Origin of the sequence: Salaquimonas pukyongi (assembly GCF_001953055.1) — a bacterium.
Lineage (GTDB): Bacteria > Pseudomonadota > Alphaproteobacteria > Rhizobiales > Rhizobiaceae > Salaquimonas > Salaquimonas pukyongi.
Genome location: NZ_CP019044.1, coordinates 2,429,261 through 2,447,479 on the forward strand (window position 1 = coordinate 2,429,261; position 18,219 = coordinate 2,447,479).

Genomic DNA, 18,219 nt, shown 5'->3' on the forward strand with positions numbered 1-18,219 from the left:
CATCCTTTCGCTTTTGTGCGGCGGAAGCCCTGTTTCCGCCCTAAAAAGGTCCAACAAAAAGGCCGAGTGCGCTGCTTGTTGGGCATCTTCTCCTGCCGGCAACGGACCGCCGGATGCGGGCCATGATGCCAAGCTGAAGGATCGCCAGAACGCGTGCTCCCGGTCTTGTGCGCGTGTTTATGCTCCCAAGCCCCCATTTGTCCAGCCATTTGAAGGCTTAAAGGGCAGTTTGTCGCGTCTGCCCACAGACAATAGCCCCGGCTCAGATGACCACGCAATCGCATTTGCGCGATCTGAATTGCCAATACGGTTGCGCTATGAACCCGGATTGGGCAGGAATGGCCTCCGGCAGACAAAACGCCCGAGAAGAAAACGGTAATCCATTGCAGCCACCCCTGCTATTTCTGTCCGGCATCGCGTTGACCTTTGGCGGAACACCGCTGCTCAGCGATGCCAACCTGCAAATTCACGCTTCGGCCCGCATCGCGCTGGTTGGCCGCAACGGTTCGGGCAAATCGACCTTGCTCAAAATTGCTGCCGGCATGATCGAACCCGACAAGGGGGAGCGGTTTGTTCAGCCCGGCACTACCCTTCGCTATCTGCCGCAGGAGCCGGACCTGTCGGATTTTCAAACCATCGAAGGCTATGTGCTGGCAGGGCTTGCACCCGGCGATGATGTTCATCGTGCCCGCTATTTGATGCAGCAACTGGGCCTTGCCGAAAATGGCGGGACCAAAAATCTCTCCGGCGGCGAAGCGCGGCGCGCTGCACTTGCCCGTACCCTGGCGCCCGCACCGGACATCCTTCTGCTGGATGAACCGACCAACCATCTGGACCTGCCTGCCATCGAATGGCTGGAAACGGAACTGCGCTCAATGGCCTCGGCCATCGTCATGATCAGCCACGACCGGCGCTTTTTATCCCGTCTGTCTTCCAGCACGGTGTGGATGGATCGCGGTACCACCCGCACGTTCAACCGTGGGTTCGACGGATTTGAAGACTGGCGCGACAAGATGCTGGAGGAGGAGGAACTGGCCGCCCACAAGCTCGGCCGCCAGATCGCCCGCGAGGAACACTGGATCGTTCACGGCGTGTCAGGCCGCCGCAAGCGCAACATGCGCCGTGTCCGCGAATTGCAGGAACTGAAGGAAAAGCAGGCCAATCAGACATCAGCGGGCGGCTCTGTTCTCCTCGCCAGCGCCGAAGCAGGCTTGTCGGGAAAGCTGGTTGCAAAGCTCGATGGCGTTTCAAAGTCGCTCGGCGGCAAGAAGATCGTCGAGGATTTTTCCACCATCATCATGCGCGCAGAGCGCGTCGGCATTGTCGGGCCCAACGGCGCGGGAAAAACGACCCTGATCAACCTGATCACCGGCAAGCTTGAACCCGATCAGGGCACCGTCCGCCTCGGCCTCAACCTCGATGCGCTGGTCATTGATCAAAAGCGCCAGATGCTCGATCCCGGCTGGACACTGCAGCAAGCGCTGACCGACGGGGCGGGCGACAAGGTTTCGGTCGGCGGGGAAACCCGCCATGTCATCAGCTACATGAAGGACTTTCTGTTCCTTCCCGAACAGGCGCGAACGCCCGTCCACGCTCTGTCGGGCGGCGAACGCGGCCGCCTTATGCTGGCGCGCGGCCTGCGCCTGCCTTCCAACCTGCTGGTGCTTGATGAACCGACCAACGATCTTGATCTGGAAACGCTCGATCTTCTGCAGGAGTTTATCGCCGGCTACTCCGGTACGGTGCTGCTCGTCAGCCACGATCGAGATTTTCTGGACCGCATCTGCACATCGATCATCGCACCGCAGAAAGACGGCAAGTGGGTGCGCTATGCCGGCGGGTACAGCGACATGCTTGCCCAGCAAAAGACACTGCAGAACGAAGGCAGCAGACGCCCTGCCGGCAAGCAGCCGTCAGGGAACGAAAAAACACGGGCCGGCAGCTCTGAAGGTTCAAATGACGATCATCCCGCCGCAAGCGCACCGCCTGCGCGGCGCAGGCTTTCCTTCAAACAGAAGCATGCGCTCGAGACCTTGCCCGGCGAAATCAGCAAGCTGGAAAGCGAAATCGCAAAACTGCGCGGCGCACTTGAAGCGCCTGACCTGTATGTCCGTGACCAGGCACGCTTCGACAAATATGCTGAAGCCCTTGCAGCCCGCGAAAAGGCGCTGGCCGAAAAGGAGCAGCAGTGGCTAGAACTTGAAATATTGCGGGAGGAGGCCGGAGGCTGAGCATAGACTCACCTCCGGCCCCTGCGGCTCCGGCTTACTCGAAAACGGCTATCGCCGGACCGCTACCACGCTGGAAGCGCGGTAATTGGAACACTTGAAACGGTTCGACATGTTTCCGCCGCAGGCGCTGATGCGGCCCTTGCCGGCGGCACCATTGTATACGGCAACATGGTGGCCGCGCTTGAAGCGAAAGACGACGATATCGCCCTTGCGGGCTTTCTTGAGGGAAACCGCCTTGCCCCATTTGCGCCAACTGATCGCACGGTTGTGACCTGCAGGCGGCTTTCCGCCAGCCTTGCGGACGGCATAGGCTGCCGCTGCACCGCACCACGGAGTTGAAGCGGGATTGACACCTACCATGGCCTGAATCTGCTTGCGGTGCTTGCGCTCATGCAAGCCTTCTACGCGCTTGATGGCCGCAAGACGGGCCGGATTTGCAAATGCTGCATCGGTAGAAAAGTCGTTGCCGCCGAAAAGAAACACAGCGGCGAGAAGTCCGGCCAGCGCGCCTTGCGCCAACCGCGTGGGTTTTCTGGTTTTCATGTATTTTTTGAAGAGAGGAAGCTGTTGCGGATTCCGCCACTGCCCGGCCCGAAGACGGCCGATCTCTGCCCCTTTGTTGTTGTCACGATAAAGCGGATGGATTTACGTGAAGTTCATCCTGCCGGCGGCAAGCGCAATGATCCCCGCTGCCTTCCGGCCGGCAAGCAATCATGCCGCAATGCGGCAAAAATAGGATTGCGCAACAAAAATCAATTCAAACTGTGTAACCGGTTGTAACGCAAAGATAAATAAAGGGTTAAGCCTCAAGAGGCAGAAACCCGCCAGCCTGTCTCGCCCACAGGTTTGCGTATAATCCCTCTCGTTCGAGCAGTTCACGATGCGTGCCCACTTCCGTGATTTTGCCCTTGTCGACGATGACCAGCCGGTCCATCTCGGCAAGGGTGGAAAGGCGATGGGCGATGGCGATCACCGTCTTGCCTTTCATCATTGTATCGAGATTTTCCCGGATCGCAGCTTCGACACCGGAATCGAGTTGGGATGTAGCTTCATCGAGAATCAGAATGGGGGCATCTCGCAAGAACACCCGGGCAATGGCGATGCGCTGGCGCTGGCCGCCGGAAAGCTGTACGCCGCGCTCGCCCACATGGGCATCGTAACCGGTGCGGCCACGGCTGTCTTTGAGCCCGGTTATGAATTCATGGGCGTTCGCCTGTCGTGCCGCCTCGATAATTTCATCCAGGCCTGCTTGCGGCTTGCCGTAGGCGATGTTTTCCCTGACCGAGCGGTGAAACATGGCAGGATCCTGCTGCACCAGCGAAAAGGCGGCGCGCAGGCTGTCCTGGGTTACTGAGCGAATGTCCTGCTCATTAATGCGGATCACCCCCTTTTCCAGTTCAAAAAAGCGCAGCATCAGGTTGATCAGCGTCGATTTGCCCCCGCCCGACGGGCCGGCAATGCCCAGCTTTTCGCCCGGCTGCACGATGAGCGAAAACCCGTCGAACAGCCCTTCCCCCTTGCCGTAGTGAAAAACAATGTTGTCGAATTCGATCTTTCCTCCGCCCGGCTCCAGTTCGTCCGCATCCGGCAGGTCCCTGATCTGCGGTTGCTGCGCAATCAGTTCCATCGAGTTCTGCGTTACGCCGACATTTCGGAAGAAGCCGTTGAGAATGCCCATCAACCGGTTGAGCAGTAAGGTCAGGCGTAAAACCAGCGCGGTTGAGAAAGCAACCTCGCCAAGCGTGATCTTTCCGCCGAGCCACAGGTCAACCGCCTGCCAGGCAATGAAGCACACCGCAATGTTGGAGATCACCGACAGCGAAATCCTGACGCCCGTCAGATCACGCGTAAACAGCCTCAGCGCATCATACTGGCCCTTGAGACCTTCCTTTACCCAGTCGTTTTCGCCTGAAGTGGAGCCATAGAGCTTCACGGTTGAAATGTTCGAATAGCCATCCACCATCCGGCCGGTCGCCAGCGCTGCGGCCTCGGCTGTCTTGCGCCCATGCTCGCGAATGCGTGGCACGAAGAAGCGGGCAAGCAGCAGAAAGGCCACAAGCCAGACCAGCACGGAAATGCCCAATTCCACGTGAAGCGCCAGCAGCAGGCCAAATGTCGTGAAGGCATAGGCGGCGATGAAACCGATGGTCTGGACCAGGGCAACCATCATGTCGCCCATGGCATGGCCGGTCTGGAATACCTTTTGGGCGATGCGGCCTGCCAGATCGTTCTGGAAAAACCCGAGCGATTGCTGCACCACATGGGTGTGGCTCTGCCAGCGCACGGCTGTGAAAAAATTGGGAACGACAAGCTGTTCCTCGATCAGCGCTCCGATCGCAACGATGATCACCCGTGCGCCGAGCGTTACAGCCGCCATCAGCGCAAGGGTCGGACCAGCAGCCGCCAGCAGCGCGCCCCAGCCTTTGCCAACACCACTGCCATGCCGGGCTTCAAAAACCGTCAGAATGTCGACAAGCTCACCGACAAAGGTGAAGATTGCCGCCTCGACCGCCGCATTGGCAAAGCCGAAAACCAGCATGAACAGGAACGCCCAGCGGAACTGGCGAACAAAATGCCAGCTGAACGCAACAAGCCCGTGCGGCGGGGCACCGGCATGTGGAGCAAATGGATCGAACCGGTTTTCAAACCAACTGAAAATCCGGTCGAACATGCAGTGCCTTTCATTTCTTCAACCAGACGCTCCAACGGATATCGGCTGGGTAAGGCTGTTTACTGCGCAGCCTGAGAAGCGTCTTCAATCCCCAGGAACCCGCCGGACTGCCGCGCCCATAGTTCGGCATAAAGCCCGCCGGCGGCCGACAGGGTACCATGGGTCCCCTCCTCGATGATTTCGCCCTCATTCATCACCACCAGCCGGTCAAGGGAGGCAATGGTGGAAAGCCGGTGCGCAATGGCAATCACCGTCTTTCCCTCCATCAGATCGAACAGGCTTTCCTGGATCGCAGCTTCCACTTCCGAATCAAGTGCCGAAGTAGCCTCATCCAGCACCAGAATGGGGGCATCCTTCAAGAACACCCGGGCGATCGCGATGCGCTGGCGCTGGCCGCCGGAAAGTTTGACACCACGCTCGCCAACATGGGCATCCAACCCCTTGCGACCTTCCTGATCCTCAAGATCCTCGATGAACTCCCATGCCTTGGCCTTCCGGGCAGCCGCAATCACTGCTTCGTCATCGGTCTGCGGGCTGCCATAGGCGATGTTGTCGCGTATCGAGCGGTGCAAGAGAGATGTATCCTGGGTGACAACGCCGATCTGCTGGCGCAGGGAGTCCTGGGTGACACCGGCAATATCTGTACCGTCGATGCGGATTGCCCCCTCTTCAAGGTCGTAAAACCGCAGCAGAAGATTGACCAGCGTCGTTTTTCCGGCCCCCGACCGGCCCACAAGGCCAACCTTTTCGCCTGGCTGGATTGACAGGTTGAGCCCGTCAATCACCTGATCGCCGCCATCGGCGCGCTTGCCGTAATTGAAGGAAATGTTGTCAAACACGATACCGCCTTCCTTCACTTCGAGGTCGCCAGCGTCCGGATGATCCTGCACCTCCCGGCGTTTGGCCATCATCGCCATGCCGTCATGAACCACGCCGATGTTCTCAAACAGCGCCGACACTTCCCACATGATCCATTGCGACATGCCGTTCAGCCTGAGCGCCAGGCCGACAGCGATGGCAATCGCCCCGATCGATACCGCCGAACCGAGCCACAGCCAGATGGAAAGTCCGACAATGAGGAAAACAACAAGTGCGTTGTTGTAGTGCACCAGGAACTGCAGGATCGTAACCAGCCGCATCTGCCGGTAGACGGTATCCAGAAAACCGTTCATCCCCTCCTGCGCATAGGCAGCCTCGCGGCCCGCATGGGAAAACAGTTTGACGGTATTGATGTTGGTGTAGCTGTCGACCACCCGTCCGGTCATCAGTGAACGCGCATCCGCCTGTTCCTGACTGATGATCTTGAGACGCGGCACGAAATATCGGATGATCGTTACATAGCAGATGAGCCAGAACACGAGCGGCAGCGCCAGACGCCAGTCGGAGGAGGCCACGAGCATCAGCATCGAGGTGAAATACACGACCACATACACCAGAATATCAGCGATTTTCATGACCGCTTCACGCACCGCAAGGGAGGTCTGCATCACCTTGGTTGCCACCCGGCCTGCGAATTCGTTGGCAAAGAAGTTCATGCTCTGGCGCAGCAGGTAGCGGTGCATTTGCCAGCGCGCGATCATGGGATAATTGCCGAGCAGGGTCTGATGAATGACCAGGCTGTGGATGATCGAAACCAACGGCAGGCCAATCAGGAGAAAGGCGCCCATGACAATCAGTCCGGCTCCTTCACGTTCCAGAAATCCGGCCCGGTCAGCTTCGCTGAGCCAATCGACCAGGGAACCGAGAAACCCGAACAGCACCACTTCGCCGATTGCCAGCAAAGCCGTTGCAACAGACATGATGGCAACCCATGGCCATACCGGCTTGGTATAGTGCCAGCAGAACGCAACCAGACCCTGCGGCGGAGGGCTGGGCTCCCCCGGCGGATAGGGGTTTACGCGCGACTCAAAATAGCGAAACATGCTTGTCCTTTCCGGCAGCCCGCCACGTTTTCATGATTTTGTGGTGTTCACAAGCTGCCGATCAGCCGTCCTTATAGGGAATTTGCCTGACAACGTTATGGCAGTTGTCTAACCCCCGTCAGAAAACGGTAGTATGCCCATGCAACAGCAAAAACCGGCCCTTGCCCTATATCAGCCGGACATAGCAGGCAACACCGGCACGCTGATCCGCCTTTCCGCCTGCCTGGGCACGCAATTGCACATCATCGCGCCCGCCGGTTTTCGCCACGACGACAAGGCCCTGCGGCGCGCCGGCATGGATTATGCGGCGCTTGCCTCTGTTGTGCGGCATGACGATTTTGCCGCCTTTGCCCAAATGGCCAGTGCACAAGGCCGGCGAATCATCCTCGCTTCCACAAGGGGCAACATTCCCCATACAGACTTTGCCTTTACAGCCGGAGATCTGCTGCTGCTGGGCCGCGAAAGCAGCGGTGTTCCCGATGACGTCCATGAGCGCGCCACCGCCCGCATTGTCATCCCGATGCACCAGGACGCCCGCTCGATCAATCAGGCGGTATCAGGAGCCATCATTCTGTCGGAAGCACTGCGCCAGCTTTCGGCTTTTCCAACGGCCGGCTGACGGACAGAAAATCCAGAAGATTGCAGGCTCAAAGCCTTGCTTTCACCTGGCGGTCGCGTTTCCGCGGGCCCGCACTCAATCGGCGCTGGGCAGGCGGCGCAAAGTAAATTCGATGATGTCTCCAGGCAGTTCCCGCCAGCTCTCCACTTCCGACCAGTAGGCTGCCTTGGGATACTTCGCCAGAAACTCCCGCGCCTTCTGTTGGGCTTCAGCCCGCGGCAGGGTAAGCGTTACCCGCTTCCAGGCACTATCGCTTCTGCCGCCGCTGTTTTTGCGGCGTTTGGATGTCCAGTCTTCGTGGCGTTTTCGCGCCTTGCCCAACGCTTCGGACTGGCGCTGCCAATAGCCCTGCGGCGCCTTGCGGCGGCTTTGCCATTCCTGTTCGGCTTCGCCTTCAACGCCATTTTCCGCGCCGTACCTGTTGGCGGTCATGATGTCCAACTCCAACGGTTTGCCTCTTGCAGCAGACCCCTATGAGAACACCGCAGGTGCCGGGCTTGTCAAGCGCACGCCCTTCCTTGCAGTCCTGCAGGGTCATGATGCTGACAAATGTTCTCTGGACAGCGCCGCCGGACTGTTGTTAGTGACGCGCTGGATTACGTCACGATTTAATGGGCAGTCACGCACCAATTGCGATCTCCCCGACGGGCCCGTGACCTGAAATGCGGATATCAAGATGAGCAGCGAGCGGCCGAACCTGCCCAACGGGCTTTCAGAGAACATCGAGGAAAAAAAGCAGCGCGCCGAAGCCTGGTTTCACGAGCTTCGCGACATGATCTGCACACGCTTCGAGGAACTTGAAACCCAGCTTACCGGTCCGTTTTCCGAACACGAGCCCGGCAAGTTTGTTGCCACGCCCTGGCAGCGTGATGGCGGGCACGGAGGTGGCGGCATCATGTCCATGCTGCGCGGCCGGCTGTTTGAAAAGGTCGGGGTTCACACTTCCACGGTCTATGGCGAGTTTGCCGAGGATTTTCGCAAACAGATCCCCGGCGCCAGCGAAGACCCCCGTTTTTGGGCATCGGGCCTTTCGCTGATCGCCCATCCCTGGAACCCGAACGTTCCCACCGTACACATGAACACGCGCATGGTGGTTACCACCTCCAACTGGTTTGGGGGTGGCGCAGACCTGACGCCGGTACTGGACGCGCGCCGCACCCAGGAGGATCCCGACAGCCAGATCTTCCACAAGGCGATGAAATTCGTTTGTGAGCGCCATGCAATTGCCGATTACGACCGGTACAAGAAATGGTGCGACGACTATTTCTTCCTCAAGCACCGCAACGAGATGCGCGGCATTGGCGGCATCTTCTTCGATTATCTGCGCTCGCCGGAGGAAGACGGAGGCTGGGATGCCGATTTTGCCTTTACCCGCGATGTCGGCAAGGCCTTCAACGTTGCCTATCCGGCGATTGTCAGCCGCAACATGGACCTTGAATGGACGCCGCAGCAGCGCGAGGAACAGCTGGTCCGGCGCGGCCGTTATGTCGAATTCAACCTGCTGTATGACCGCGGCACGATTTTCGGCCTGAAGACCGGCGGCAACGTCGCCTCCATTTTGTCCTCCATGCCGCCCACCGTGCGGTGGCCATGATCGCCGGAAGGGTCGGGCAACTTTCCGTCAAGGGGTTCCGCTCACTGCGCAATGTAACCCTGCCGCTTGACCATATTGCCGTCTATCAGGGCGGAAACGGAACCGGTAAGACCAACATCTACCGGGCACTGGAATTCTGCCGCCATGCAGCGCTCGGCGACCTCTCCCTGTGGCTGGCAAAACAGGGAGGCCTTGCCTCCTGCCGCTGGAGCGGCCCAACAAGGACCCATGAAAAGGCCCGGATCGCGATTTCCGTTACGGTTGGCGATCTGCGCTATCACATCGAGGTCGGTCATCCTACACCCACCACAGCGGCGTTTTTGAACGAACCCCTGATCAAGGAGGAGAAAATCGAGGCCCGCTACAGCGGGCGGGTGAAAACCCTGATGAAGCGCCGCGGCCCGTCTGTGACCATATCCGGCCTGAACGGACGCGAACAGCAATGGGACGGCCTTCTACTGCCCAGTGAAACGGCGCTTTCCCGGCTGCCCGCCGAGGTCGCAGCCACCGATGTAGCCGGCCTGCGGGATACGCTGCTGGGCTGGCGTTTCTTTCACCGATTCCGGGTCGATACAGACTCACCACTGCGCCGGCCGGCTGCCGCCGTAACAGCGACCAAACTCGACGCCGATGGCGCCAACCTTGCAGCCGTCTTCGCGACACTGGAACACATTCGCCAGGACACAACAGATCTGAAATCACTGGTAAGGGAAGCCTTTGACGGAGCAGAACTGATCATCCCGCATCCTGAAGAACAGGCGGCGTTCTTTATCCAGTGGCCGGACTTCCCGAACCGCCTGTTCAGCCAGGCTGAACTCTCCGACGGAACCCTGCAATTCCTCGCCCTGTGCGGCGCACTGCTTTCCTACCATGCACCCCGTCTTGTCGTGCTCAACGAACCGGAGGCGAGCCTTCACCCGGACCTGATGCCGGCCCTTGCAACCCTGATTGCCAATGCTGCCGAAACCACCCAGATCATTGTCGTTACCCATTCAGCCGAACTGGCCGGCAGCCTTGAGCAACGCACTGCCTGCCCGATACGGAATGTTGAAAAGCAGAACGGCGAAACCCTCATTTCCGGCCTGAACAGCCTGGGAACGTTTCGCGGCGAATAGGGTATTCATGGTCAACCCTCCGCAAACCCGGAGCAGCCACAAAACCTGCCAGATTTATGCTATGCTCTCCCATGCAGCCGGCGCCCTCCGGCAGTCGGCAATGGTAGGGTTTGGACTCTTTATTGTGACCTGAATGGCGCGGACAATGGCAAGCAATGCAAGGAAACGTTCAAAAGGCGGGCCATCTGCCCGGTCGAGAACATTGACGCTGCAGGGCGACGCCAGTGTCCCGCATCCTGCAGATAGGGCAGAATAAAGGGTCTGAACCCCAGGTAACGTGAGGAAAAACCATGAAATCCTTTGAATGTGGAACGCTCGTGCCCGGTTGCCAATGGCAGACGGAAGCCGAAGAGGAAGCTGAAATCGTGCGCCGCGCCGTCGAGCATATCAAGCTTGCCCATGACGAACCGAGAATCCGCGAAACCATGGTTGAAGCCATCAAGGCACGCATTCGCGACCGCAAGGCCGCCTGAGCAATCGGTTCAGAGGTCCGACAACAATGCTTCCGCCGTCAGGCTGAAGCCACTTTCAACCCATGCCTTTTCGAGCCGCTTGAGCACCCGCCCGACATCGCGGCCTTCGGGGATGCCCCTGTTGACCAGGTCCTTGCCGCGGACGGGAAACCGGGGAACCGGCCAGTCCGCCGCAAACGCGGCATTGCCGGCAATCGCCTCGATCCTGTCCGCTGTTTCCTGTCGAAAAATGGCAACCGCCGTGGCGATCCGCAAACCATCGACAACCCCTTGCCGGTCGCCATAATAAATCCTGCGTTTCAGCTCGTCCTCTGCAATTGGCGGCTGCGGCACCTCCGCCATCGCCCAGGCCAGCAGCCGGTTACGCTCCGCATTGGACAGCTTGAGCCGCTTGGCAAGTTTGCGCACAACCGCGCCATCTGGCCGGATTATCGCTTCAAGCCGCAAAACTGCATCTTCCTGCCAGCCAAACCGTGCTTCGGCCTCAACAAGCGGCGAAACGAAATCGATCCCCCACTTTTCGCTTTCCGGCAGGATCAGGTTCAACACTCCGCTCGTACGCATCCACAACAGGGCCCGGGAGGGATCCTTGGCCGCCAGCAGCTTGCGCAATTCCATCCAGACGCGTTCAACGGACACCTGTTTCAGGCCGTCCTTCAGCCAGGCAGCCGCCTTCAGCCCCTCGGCGTCGGGCCGGCCCGCGCCATACTGGGCGAAGAAACGGAAAAACCGCAGAATGCGCAAATAATCTTCTTCGATCCGCTCCGCCGCTTTGCCGATAAAGCGCACCTGGCGAGCCGCAACATCGTCCAAATTGCCGAGCGGATCGATAATGTTACCGTTGCGATCGCAATAAAGCCCGTTGATCGTCAGGTCGCGCCGCAACGCATCGCGCTTCCAGTCCGTGCCGAAACGCACCACCGCGTGACGCCCGTCGGTCTCGATATCGTCGCGAATGGTCGTGATTTCATAGCCCACCCCATCGCTGACAGCGGTTACCGTTCCATGCGCAATTCCCGTCGGCACCGCTTTCAGATGCGCTTGCGCCAATGCCTGCATCGCTTCTTCCGGAACGAGGGTGGTGGCAAGATCAACATCGCTCACTGGCTCTCCCATCAGCGCGTTGCGCACCGCACCGCCGGCAACACACACCTCTCCACCAGCCGCCTCAATGGCGTCAAACACCGCCTGCAGCCGTGCGTCATGAAGCCAGGGAACCTGTTTTGCTTCGAGTTTCATGGATATGTTAGTTACTCCAGCGGGACGAACCGCCGCCAGTCAGCCGCTCCTGGAAATGTTTGATAATGCCGGCGGTCACGCCCCAAATGTAATGTTCTCCATATGGCATTTCGAGATAATGCCGGCGCTTTCCCTGAAACATCCTGCTGCCGACCCGATGGTTGGCAGTATCGAGCAGAAAAGCCAGCGGCACATCGAATATGTACTCGACCTCGTCATGATTGGGAGCAAGGCTCGGCTTTTCAGCTACCAGACCCACCACCGGCGAAATTCGAAAGCCCGAACCGGTCAGATATTCGGGCATCACCCCCAGCACATCCACTTCTGCACTATCAAGACCGATTTCCTCATTGGCTTCGCGAAGGGCCGCTTCAACCGGCCCGCCGTCTTCCGCGTCTATCTTACCGCCGGGAAAGGCCACCTGGCCCGAATGTGAGGCTAGTTTTTCCGTGCGCTTGGTCAGGATAACCGAGAGCGCGTCACCGCCATCAACAACGGGAATCAGAACCGCCGCCGGCCTGGTTGCCTGTTTTAATACCCAGTTGCGGAATTCCGGATTAATGGCAAAATCGCCAATGGGTTCTGTTGCCGGGGCAAACAGCCGCTTGCCGGCAAGCTGGCGGAATCCTTCAGCGTCGAGATTCTTACTATCGGGCAAAGTCTGCATGGGGCTTTTCGTCATTTGTGCCGGCAGGTCATGCATCTTCACCGCCGCTGGCAAGCCGGTGCAGTTCAGTTGCCGCCATGATCGGGAAGACCGCTCCGTTGCTGCGTACGGCAAAGACGGTTTTGCCTTCCAGTTCAACTTCCTCGCCCTTGGTCACCAATTCGTACATCACCGGCCGCGTCAACAGCGCCTCAAGCCTGCCACGCACCAGCAGATAGGGTTTGACACCATCGTTTTCCGGCGCGTTTTGAAAACGCAATGGATTTTGCGGTCCCGCCTCGACAACATCGCCGACATTCGTGCGGAAAGTGAGCACCGGGCCCGCTTCGCCTTCGGACGCATCCATTTCAACGGCCAGAAAGGGCGCATCTTCCACGCCAATTTTGTAGCGCTCTACGGGCGTGACGAGATAGGTGAAACCATCTTCATCCTTGCGCAACACGGTTGCAAACAATTCAACCAGCGCCTTTCGGGCAATCGGTGTTCCCATGTATAACCAGGTGCCATCGGCACGGATTTCAAGATCAAGGTCACCGGAAAAGTCAGGGTCCCACTTCTCGACCGGCGCAGGACCGCGTTTGCGCGTCCCGGCACGTTCAACAAGTGCCTTAAGGCCGGAAAGCTTGTCATTGCCGGAAACCGGGTCCGTAGCGCCCGATGATGCAGCTTTCCCTGATTCTGCCATTCTCTTTATCCAGTATTGTCCCGCCGGTACTTGTAAATCCGGCTTGCCGCACAAACCGGTGGTAACAAAGTGTTCAACACATATCGAGCGTTCTGCCGAAAATAGCGTTCACCAACCGTTTCGCAAGTATGGCATATTGCAATGACGGAGCGCCAAACTACCATGCGGAAAGCCACCGCCGAATCTGATGCCAGCAGGAAGGACAAACCATGAGTGCTGTAGACCCCAAGGCAGGACGCGAAGCCGGCAATTCCAAAGCCGTAATCGAGGCTGCCGAGACAGCGGTTGCCGACATTGCCAAGGCAAGGAAGGAAACGGCGAAAGTCATCTTCGGCCAGGAAACGGTCGTCGAACGGGCAATGGTCACCATCCTTTCGGGCGGTCACGGCTTGCTGGTCGGCCTGCCGGGCCTTGCCAAGACCAAGCTGGTCGATACGCTTGGCACCGTGCTCGGCATCCAGGCTGCCCGTGTCCAGTTCACCCCCGACCTGATGCCGTCCGATATTCTGGGTTCGGAAATCCTGCAGCAGGACGATGACGGCAAACGTTCCTTCCGCTTCGCCAAGGGACCGGTCTTCACCCAGCTTCTGATGGCCGACGAAATCAACCGCGCCAGCCCGCGAACCCAGGCAGCCCTGTTGCAGGCAATGCAGGAATATCATGTGACCATCGCCGGCCAACGCTACGACCTGCCGGCGCCGTTTCACGTTCTGGCAACACAAAACCCGCTCGAGCAGGAAGGCACCTATCCGCTTCCCGAAGCCCAGCTCGACCGGTTTTTGATGCAGATTGATGTTCACTATCCCGACATGGAGTCCGAGCGACGAATTCTGCTGGAGACGACCGGCGCCAAGGAAGCCGCTGCCAAGCCGGTGCTCAATGCCAAACGGCTTCAGGAAATGCAGGCGCTGGTCCGCCGCATCCCGGTCGGCGAAAGCGTCGTCAACGCCATTCTGGAACTTGTGCGTTCGGCCCGCCCCGGCGCCAGCGACCGGCCGATGAACAAGTACATCTCCTGGGGTCCGGGGCCGCGGGCAAGCCAGGCATTGATGCTCACGGCACGGGCCCGCGCACTGCTGGATGGCAGGCTGTCGCCTTCCGTCGACGATGTGCTGGCTCTGGCAGAACCGGTGCTGCAACACCGCATGCAGCTTTCCTTCTCGGCACGGGCAGAGAAAGTTTCGGTCCGGGACGTGATTGCCGACATCCGCTCGGCAATCGGGTAGGCGGCCGGGATAGGCAGCATGAGCCAGACCACCGGAAAACTGGTCGATGCACTTCAGGCACAGACCGTGCTGGCACGTTCGCGTGCCCGGGCCGCACTTATTCCCGACCTTCTGGTGGAAGCCCATCGCGTCGCCAACAATGTGTTTGCCGGCTGGCATGGCCGCAGGCGGCGCGGCATTGGTGAGAATTTCTGGCAGTTCCGCCCTTACGTTCAGGGCGAAAACCTTGCGGCAATCGATTGGCGGCGCTCTGCCCGCGACGACCATGTCTACATCAAGGATCGCGAATGGCAGGCTTCCCACACGATCTGGCTTTGGGTCGATGAGAGCCCGTCCATGCTGTACCAATCAAGCGGCACGGAAGTTTCCAAGCAGTCGCGCGCACTGGTGCTGGCGCTGGCCATGGCAGAACTGCTTGCCCGCAGCGGCGAACGCATAGGCTGGCTCGGCGTTTCCAAGCCGATCGTTCACCGCCATGCCGCCGAAAGGCTGGCCAATGACCTGCTGGTGTCGGGCGCCCAGGAAACCTGGCCCGACATGAAGCGGATCGGCGATCATGCCGAAGTCATTCTGTTCAGCGATTTTCTTGAATCGCGGGAGGATGAGGAAGCGCACCTTGCCGTCTTCCGCGATCTTTCCAACAAACGCGTGCGGGGACATCTGGTACAGATTGTCGACCCGGCAGAGGAAGTCTTCTCCTATTCGGGCAGAATGGAATTCCGCGACCCTGAAACCGGCCACCGACTGAACCTCGGCGCAGCCCAGACCGTCAAGCAGGACTATGAAGCGCTGTTTCGCGGCCATACCCGGTTGCTGGCAGATTATTGCGCCCGGCTTGGCTGGTCCCACACGCTGCATCACACCGACCGGCTGGCTTCCCTGGCGCTACAGTCCCTGCACATCGCCTTGTCCGAAAACGCATTTGACGGAGGTGGATAATGGCCGGATTGCCCCTCGCCTTCGCCTCCCCCTGGGTTTTGCTGGCCCTGCTCGCCCTGCCGGTGATCTGGTATCTGCTGCGGCTAACCCCGCCCAAGCCGCGCAGCGAGTTCTTTCCGCCCTTTGTCATTCTCGAACAACTCAGGGCAACGGAAGATACACCAGCCCAAAGCCCCTGGTGGCTTACCCTGCTCAGGCTCGCCATGGCAGCCCTCGTGATTTTGGCCATGGCCGGCCCGGTATTCAATCCCGGCGAAACCCCGCTTAGGGGTGAAGGACCGCTTCTGGTGGTCATCGACGACGGCTGGGCCAGCGCCGACAGTGTGGAACTGGTCCAAAAAAGCGCGCTTTCAATGGTGTCGGCTGCCGAAGAAGCCGGGCGAACCGTTGCCATCGCACGAACAACGGATTTGGCGGACGTTGCCATCGAACCGCTCAGGGCCGCTGACGCAAGGGCGTTGCTGGAGAGCGGGGACAATCGCGCTGCCCGTCCCGATCACACCCTCACAGCCCAGCGTGTCCAGACGGCAATTGCACAAACACAGTTCGGCGAAGCGGTCTTCTTCTCGGACGGTCTTGCCCGGCGTGAGGAAACCCGCGCCCTGCTGGGGATGCTCGCCACCATCAATGGGCCGCTGCTTCTTGCCCGGCCGCAAACTTCCAGCCTGGTTGCCCTGCGGCCGGTAGAAAACCGACCCTCAAACATGGTGGGAACGGCGATTCGCAGCGATAGCGCCGCCAGTCTGCCGTTACGCATCACTGCCTATGACAAGAACGGCCTGCCGCTGGCCACCGCGCCTGCGCTGTTTGCCGCCGGTGAAACCGAAGCTGATTTCGAACTTTCCCAGCCGGTGGAAATACGCAACCAGATCGTACGCGTTGTGGTCGACAATGCCCAAAATGCGGGTGCCGTCCAACTGCTCGACGACAGCAACCGCCGCCGCGTGGTGGGCCTGATCTCCGGTCAGAGCGCCGATATTTCCCAGCCGCTGCTGTCACCGCTCTACTATATCAACCGGGCACTCCTGCCGTTCTCCGACTTACGGGCGGCAGACACTGCCAACATCGACGAAGCCGTTGACGATCTTTTGAACCAGAATGTTTCAGCCATGGTGCTTGCCGATGTCGGCACCCTGCCCGAACAGGCCCGTGAGCAGATTACCCGCTTTCTTGAAGAAGGCGGCCTCGTCATCCGCTTTGCCGGACCACGCCTCGCCGCCAATCCGGCAAGTGCCCTGCTTCCCGTCGAGCTTGTCCAGGGTGACCGTTTCATTGGTGGCGCACTTTCCTGGGAAACGCCCAAATCCGTTGCGCCCTTCGAACCAGCCTCACCCTTTTTCGGCCTGAAAACACCTGGCGATGTCACCGTCAGCCGGCAGGTGTTGGCGCTGCAGTCCCAGGATCTGGAAAACCGTACCTGGGCACGCCTTGAGGATGGCACGCCGCTGGTCACCGCAAGCCAGCTCGGCGAAGGATGGCTGGTCCTGTTTCACGTCAATTCCGACAACAACTGGTCAAACCTTCCGCTTTCGGGCACATTCGTCGAAATGCTTCGCCGTACCGTCAATCTTGCCCGCTCCACCGGAGTCAAACCTCTGGACGACGCGCAATTGCGGCTTCCACCGATGGAAGTGCTTGACGGCAGGGGAAGCATGGTTCCGCCACCACTCGGGGTCAAGCCGCTGGTGCTGGAAGGCACAGCCGAACCGCAGGTATCGCTCGAAAACCCGCCCGGCTTTTATGGAACGGAAGACGGCTTCAGGGCACTCAACCTGATGGGCGAAGCGGACACCCTTACGACACTTCAACCCTCAATGGTTCCTGCCGGAACACAAACGATGACGCTTGCCACCTCTTCCAGTCTTACCCTGCGGCCATGGCTGCTGCTGGCCGCCATGGTGCTGTTCCTGGCGGATTGCCTGGCCGTGTTGTGGTTTGCGGGATTGCTGAAGGGCTCTGCCGGCAAACCGGCAAAACCGCTGGCAAGACCGGCTTCGGCAAACTCCGCCATCCTGCTTGCCGCCATTCTTGGCCTGTTCGCGTGGGGGGGCGCATACGTTCCTGAAGCCATGGCGCAGTCAGCCACGGCAGAAGACGGCCTTGACTACTCTGCCGCGCTCAGAACCCGCTTTGCCTATGTCGTCAACGGCAATGACGAAATCGACCGGATAAGCCGTGCCGGCCTTCTCGGGCTAACCCGCTTTGTCGCTTCGCGCACCGCGCTCGAACCTGGCGATCCCGTCGGTGTGGATGTGGCCACTGACGAACTGTCGTTTTATCCGTTTTTGTACTGGGCGGTTGATCAGGGCACTCCCTCTCCGGGCGAGGAAGCGATGGCAAGGGTGGACGCCTACATGAAACAGGGCGGCACCGTGCTGTTCGACACCCGCGACCAGATCAGCGGCGTGCTCAACAACGGCTCCGGCGGCAACAGGAAACTGCGCGAGATTCTCGCCTCGCTGGATGTTCCTCCCCTTGAACCGGTTCCCACCGATCATGTGCTGACCAAGGCATTCTTCCTGCTTGACTCCTTCCCCGGCCGCTTCCAGGGCGGCGATCTGTGGGTGGAGCAGATCGGCGTTGCCGATGAAGCAGAACTGCGCCCTGCCCGTGCGGGCGACGGGGTGTCGACCATCATGATTACCAGTAACGATTTTGCCGGCGCCTGGGCGATCGATGAACAAAGCCGTTCGCTGCTGCCGATTACGCCGCCGGTTCCCGGACAGCGCGAATACGCCTTCCGTGTCGGTGTCAACATCGTCATGTACACGATGACCGGCAACTACAAGGCCGACCAGGTACACGTGCCTGCCCTGTTGGAACGTCTGGGGCAATAGA

The 18,219-nt window shown here is 59.6% G+C and carries 16 protein-coding genes; 9 read left to right on the forward strand and 7 right to left on the reverse strand.

Going from position 1 to position 18,219, the window contains the following annotated elements; all coding sequences use genetic code 11:
• Window positions 1-383: 383 nt before the first annotated feature.
• Complete coding sequence (locus BVL55_RS11610; protein WP_075997031.1) at window positions 384-2,231, forward strand: ABC-F family ATP-binding cassette domain-containing protein; 1,848 nt, start codon at window positions 384-386, stop codon at window positions 2,229-2,231.
• Window positions 2,232-2,279: 48 nt separating this feature from the next.
• On the opposite strand, the gene BVL55_RS11615 is transcribed toward BVL55_RS11610, so the two are convergent.
• On the reverse strand, window positions 2,280-2,627 hold the full coding sequence (locus BVL55_RS11615) for a C40 family peptidase (protein ID WP_162841496.1): 348 nt from the start codon (window positions 2,625-2,627) through the stop codon (window positions 2,280-2,282).
• Between BVL55_RS11615 and BVL55_RS16750 the strand changes: the two genes are divergently transcribed.
• Window positions 2,622-3,011: a hypothetical protein gene (locus BVL55_RS16750; protein ID WP_162841497.1), complete on the forward strand. Its 390-nt coding sequence runs from the start codon at window positions 2,622-2,624 to the stop codon at window positions 3,009-3,011. The two genes, BVL55_RS11615 and BVL55_RS16750, sit on opposite strands and share 6 nt — an antisense overlap.
• 19 nt (window positions 3,012-3,030) lie before the next feature.
• On the opposite strand, the gene BVL55_RS11625 is transcribed toward BVL55_RS16750, so the two are convergent.
• Window positions 3,031-4,902, reverse strand: a complete 1,872-nt coding sequence (locus BVL55_RS11625; RefSeq protein ID WP_075997033.1) for an ABC transporter ATP-binding protein — start codon at window positions 4,900-4,902, stop codon at window positions 3,031-3,033.
• Between the two features lie 59 nt (window positions 4,903-4,961).
• Window positions 4,962-6,824, reverse strand: coding sequence for an ABC transporter ATP-binding protein (locus BVL55_RS11630; RefSeq protein WP_075997034.1), 1,863 nt, complete (start codon window positions 6,822-6,824; stop codon window positions 4,962-4,964).
• Between the two features lie 139 nt (window positions 6,825-6,963).
• Here BVL55_RS11630 and BVL55_RS11635 point away from each other — a divergent pair, with 139 nt between their 5' ends.
• Window positions 6,964-7,443: a tRNA (cytidine(34)-2'-O)-methyltransferase gene (locus BVL55_RS11635; RefSeq protein WP_075998113.1), complete on the forward strand. Its 480-nt coding sequence runs from the start codon at window positions 6,964-6,966 to the stop codon at window positions 7,441-7,443.
• Window positions 7,444-7,518: 75 nt separating this feature from the next.
• Here BVL55_RS11635 and BVL55_RS11640 read toward each other — a convergent pair whose 3' ends face one another.
• A complete protein-coding gene (locus BVL55_RS11640; protein WP_075998114.1) occupies window positions 7,519-7,764 on the reverse strand; it encodes a hypothetical protein in 246 nt (81 codons plus the stop codon).
• A gap of 355 nt (window positions 7,765-8,119) precedes the next feature.
• Between BVL55_RS11640 and hemF the strand changes: the two genes are divergently transcribed.
• The 3 genes from hemF to BVL55_RS11655 all read left to right on the forward strand — a co-directional run bounded on the left by hemF (window position 8,120) and on the right by BVL55_RS11655 (window position 10,625).
• Window positions 8,120-9,037 (forward strand): oxygen-dependent coproporphyrinogen oxidase, encoded by a 918-nt coding sequence (gene hemF, locus BVL55_RS11645; protein WP_075997035.1) that lies wholly within the window; start codon window positions 8,120-8,122, stop codon window positions 9,035-9,037.
• Entirely contained in the window at window positions 9,034-10,152 is a 1,119-nt protein-coding gene (locus BVL55_RS11650) for an AAA family ATPase (RefSeq protein WP_075997036.1), read from the forward strand. The genes hemF and BVL55_RS11650 overlap by 4 nt, the downstream gene beginning before the upstream one ends.
• A 290-nt stretch (window positions 10,153-10,442) precedes the next feature.
• The gene (locus tag BVL55_RS11655) at window positions 10,443-10,625 is read left to right on the forward strand and encodes a DUF1059 domain-containing protein (protein ID WP_075997037.1); all 183 of its coding nucleotides are present in this window, start codon (window positions 10,443-10,445) and stop codon (window positions 10,623-10,625) included.
• Between the two features lie 9 nt (window positions 10,626-10,634).
• Here BVL55_RS11655 and BVL55_RS11660 read toward each other — a convergent pair whose 3' ends face one another.
• From BVL55_RS11660 to BVL55_RS11670, 3 genes are read right to left on the reverse strand one after another with little or no spacing between them, the layout of a single operon-like run.
• Window positions 10,635-11,864, reverse strand: coding sequence for a CCA tRNA nucleotidyltransferase (locus BVL55_RS11660; protein WP_075997038.1), 1,230 nt, complete (start codon window positions 11,862-11,864; stop codon window positions 10,635-10,637).
• Between the two features lie 7 nt (window positions 11,865-11,871).
• Window positions 11,872-12,531: a CoA pyrophosphatase gene (locus BVL55_RS11665; protein WP_083649670.1), complete on the reverse strand. Its 660-nt coding sequence runs from the start codon at window positions 12,529-12,531 to the stop codon at window positions 11,872-11,874.
• Between the two features lie 28 nt (window positions 12,532-12,559).
• Window positions 12,560-13,216, reverse strand: coding sequence for a DUF1285 domain-containing protein (locus BVL55_RS11670; RefSeq protein WP_075997039.1), 657 nt, complete (start codon window positions 13,214-13,216; stop codon window positions 12,560-12,562).
• Between the two features lie 209 nt (window positions 13,217-13,425).
• Between BVL55_RS11670 and BVL55_RS11675 the strand changes: the two genes are divergently transcribed.
• Genes BVL55_RS11675 through BVL55_RS11685 form a run of 3 tightly spaced genes read left to right on the forward strand, consistent with a single transcriptional unit; the run spans window position 13,426 to window position 18,218 of the window.
• Complete coding sequence (locus BVL55_RS11675) at window positions 13,426-14,442, forward strand: AAA family ATPase (RefSeq protein ID WP_075997040.1); 1,017 nt, start codon at window positions 13,426-13,428, stop codon at window positions 14,440-14,442.
• Window positions 14,443-14,460: 18 nt separating this feature from the next.
• The gene (locus tag BVL55_RS11680; RefSeq protein WP_075997041.1) at window positions 14,461-15,381 is read left to right on the forward strand and encodes a DUF58 domain-containing protein; all 921 of its coding nucleotides are present in this window, start codon (window positions 14,461-14,463) and stop codon (window positions 15,379-15,381) included.
• The gene (locus BVL55_RS11685; protein ID WP_075997042.1) at window positions 15,381-18,218 is read left to right on the forward strand and encodes a DUF4159 domain-containing protein; all 2,838 of its coding nucleotides are present in this window, start codon (window positions 15,381-15,383) and stop codon (window positions 18,216-18,218) included. Before BVL55_RS11680 ends, BVL55_RS11685 begins: the two co-directional genes overlap by 1 nt.
• Window position 18,219 lies beyond the last annotated feature (1 nt).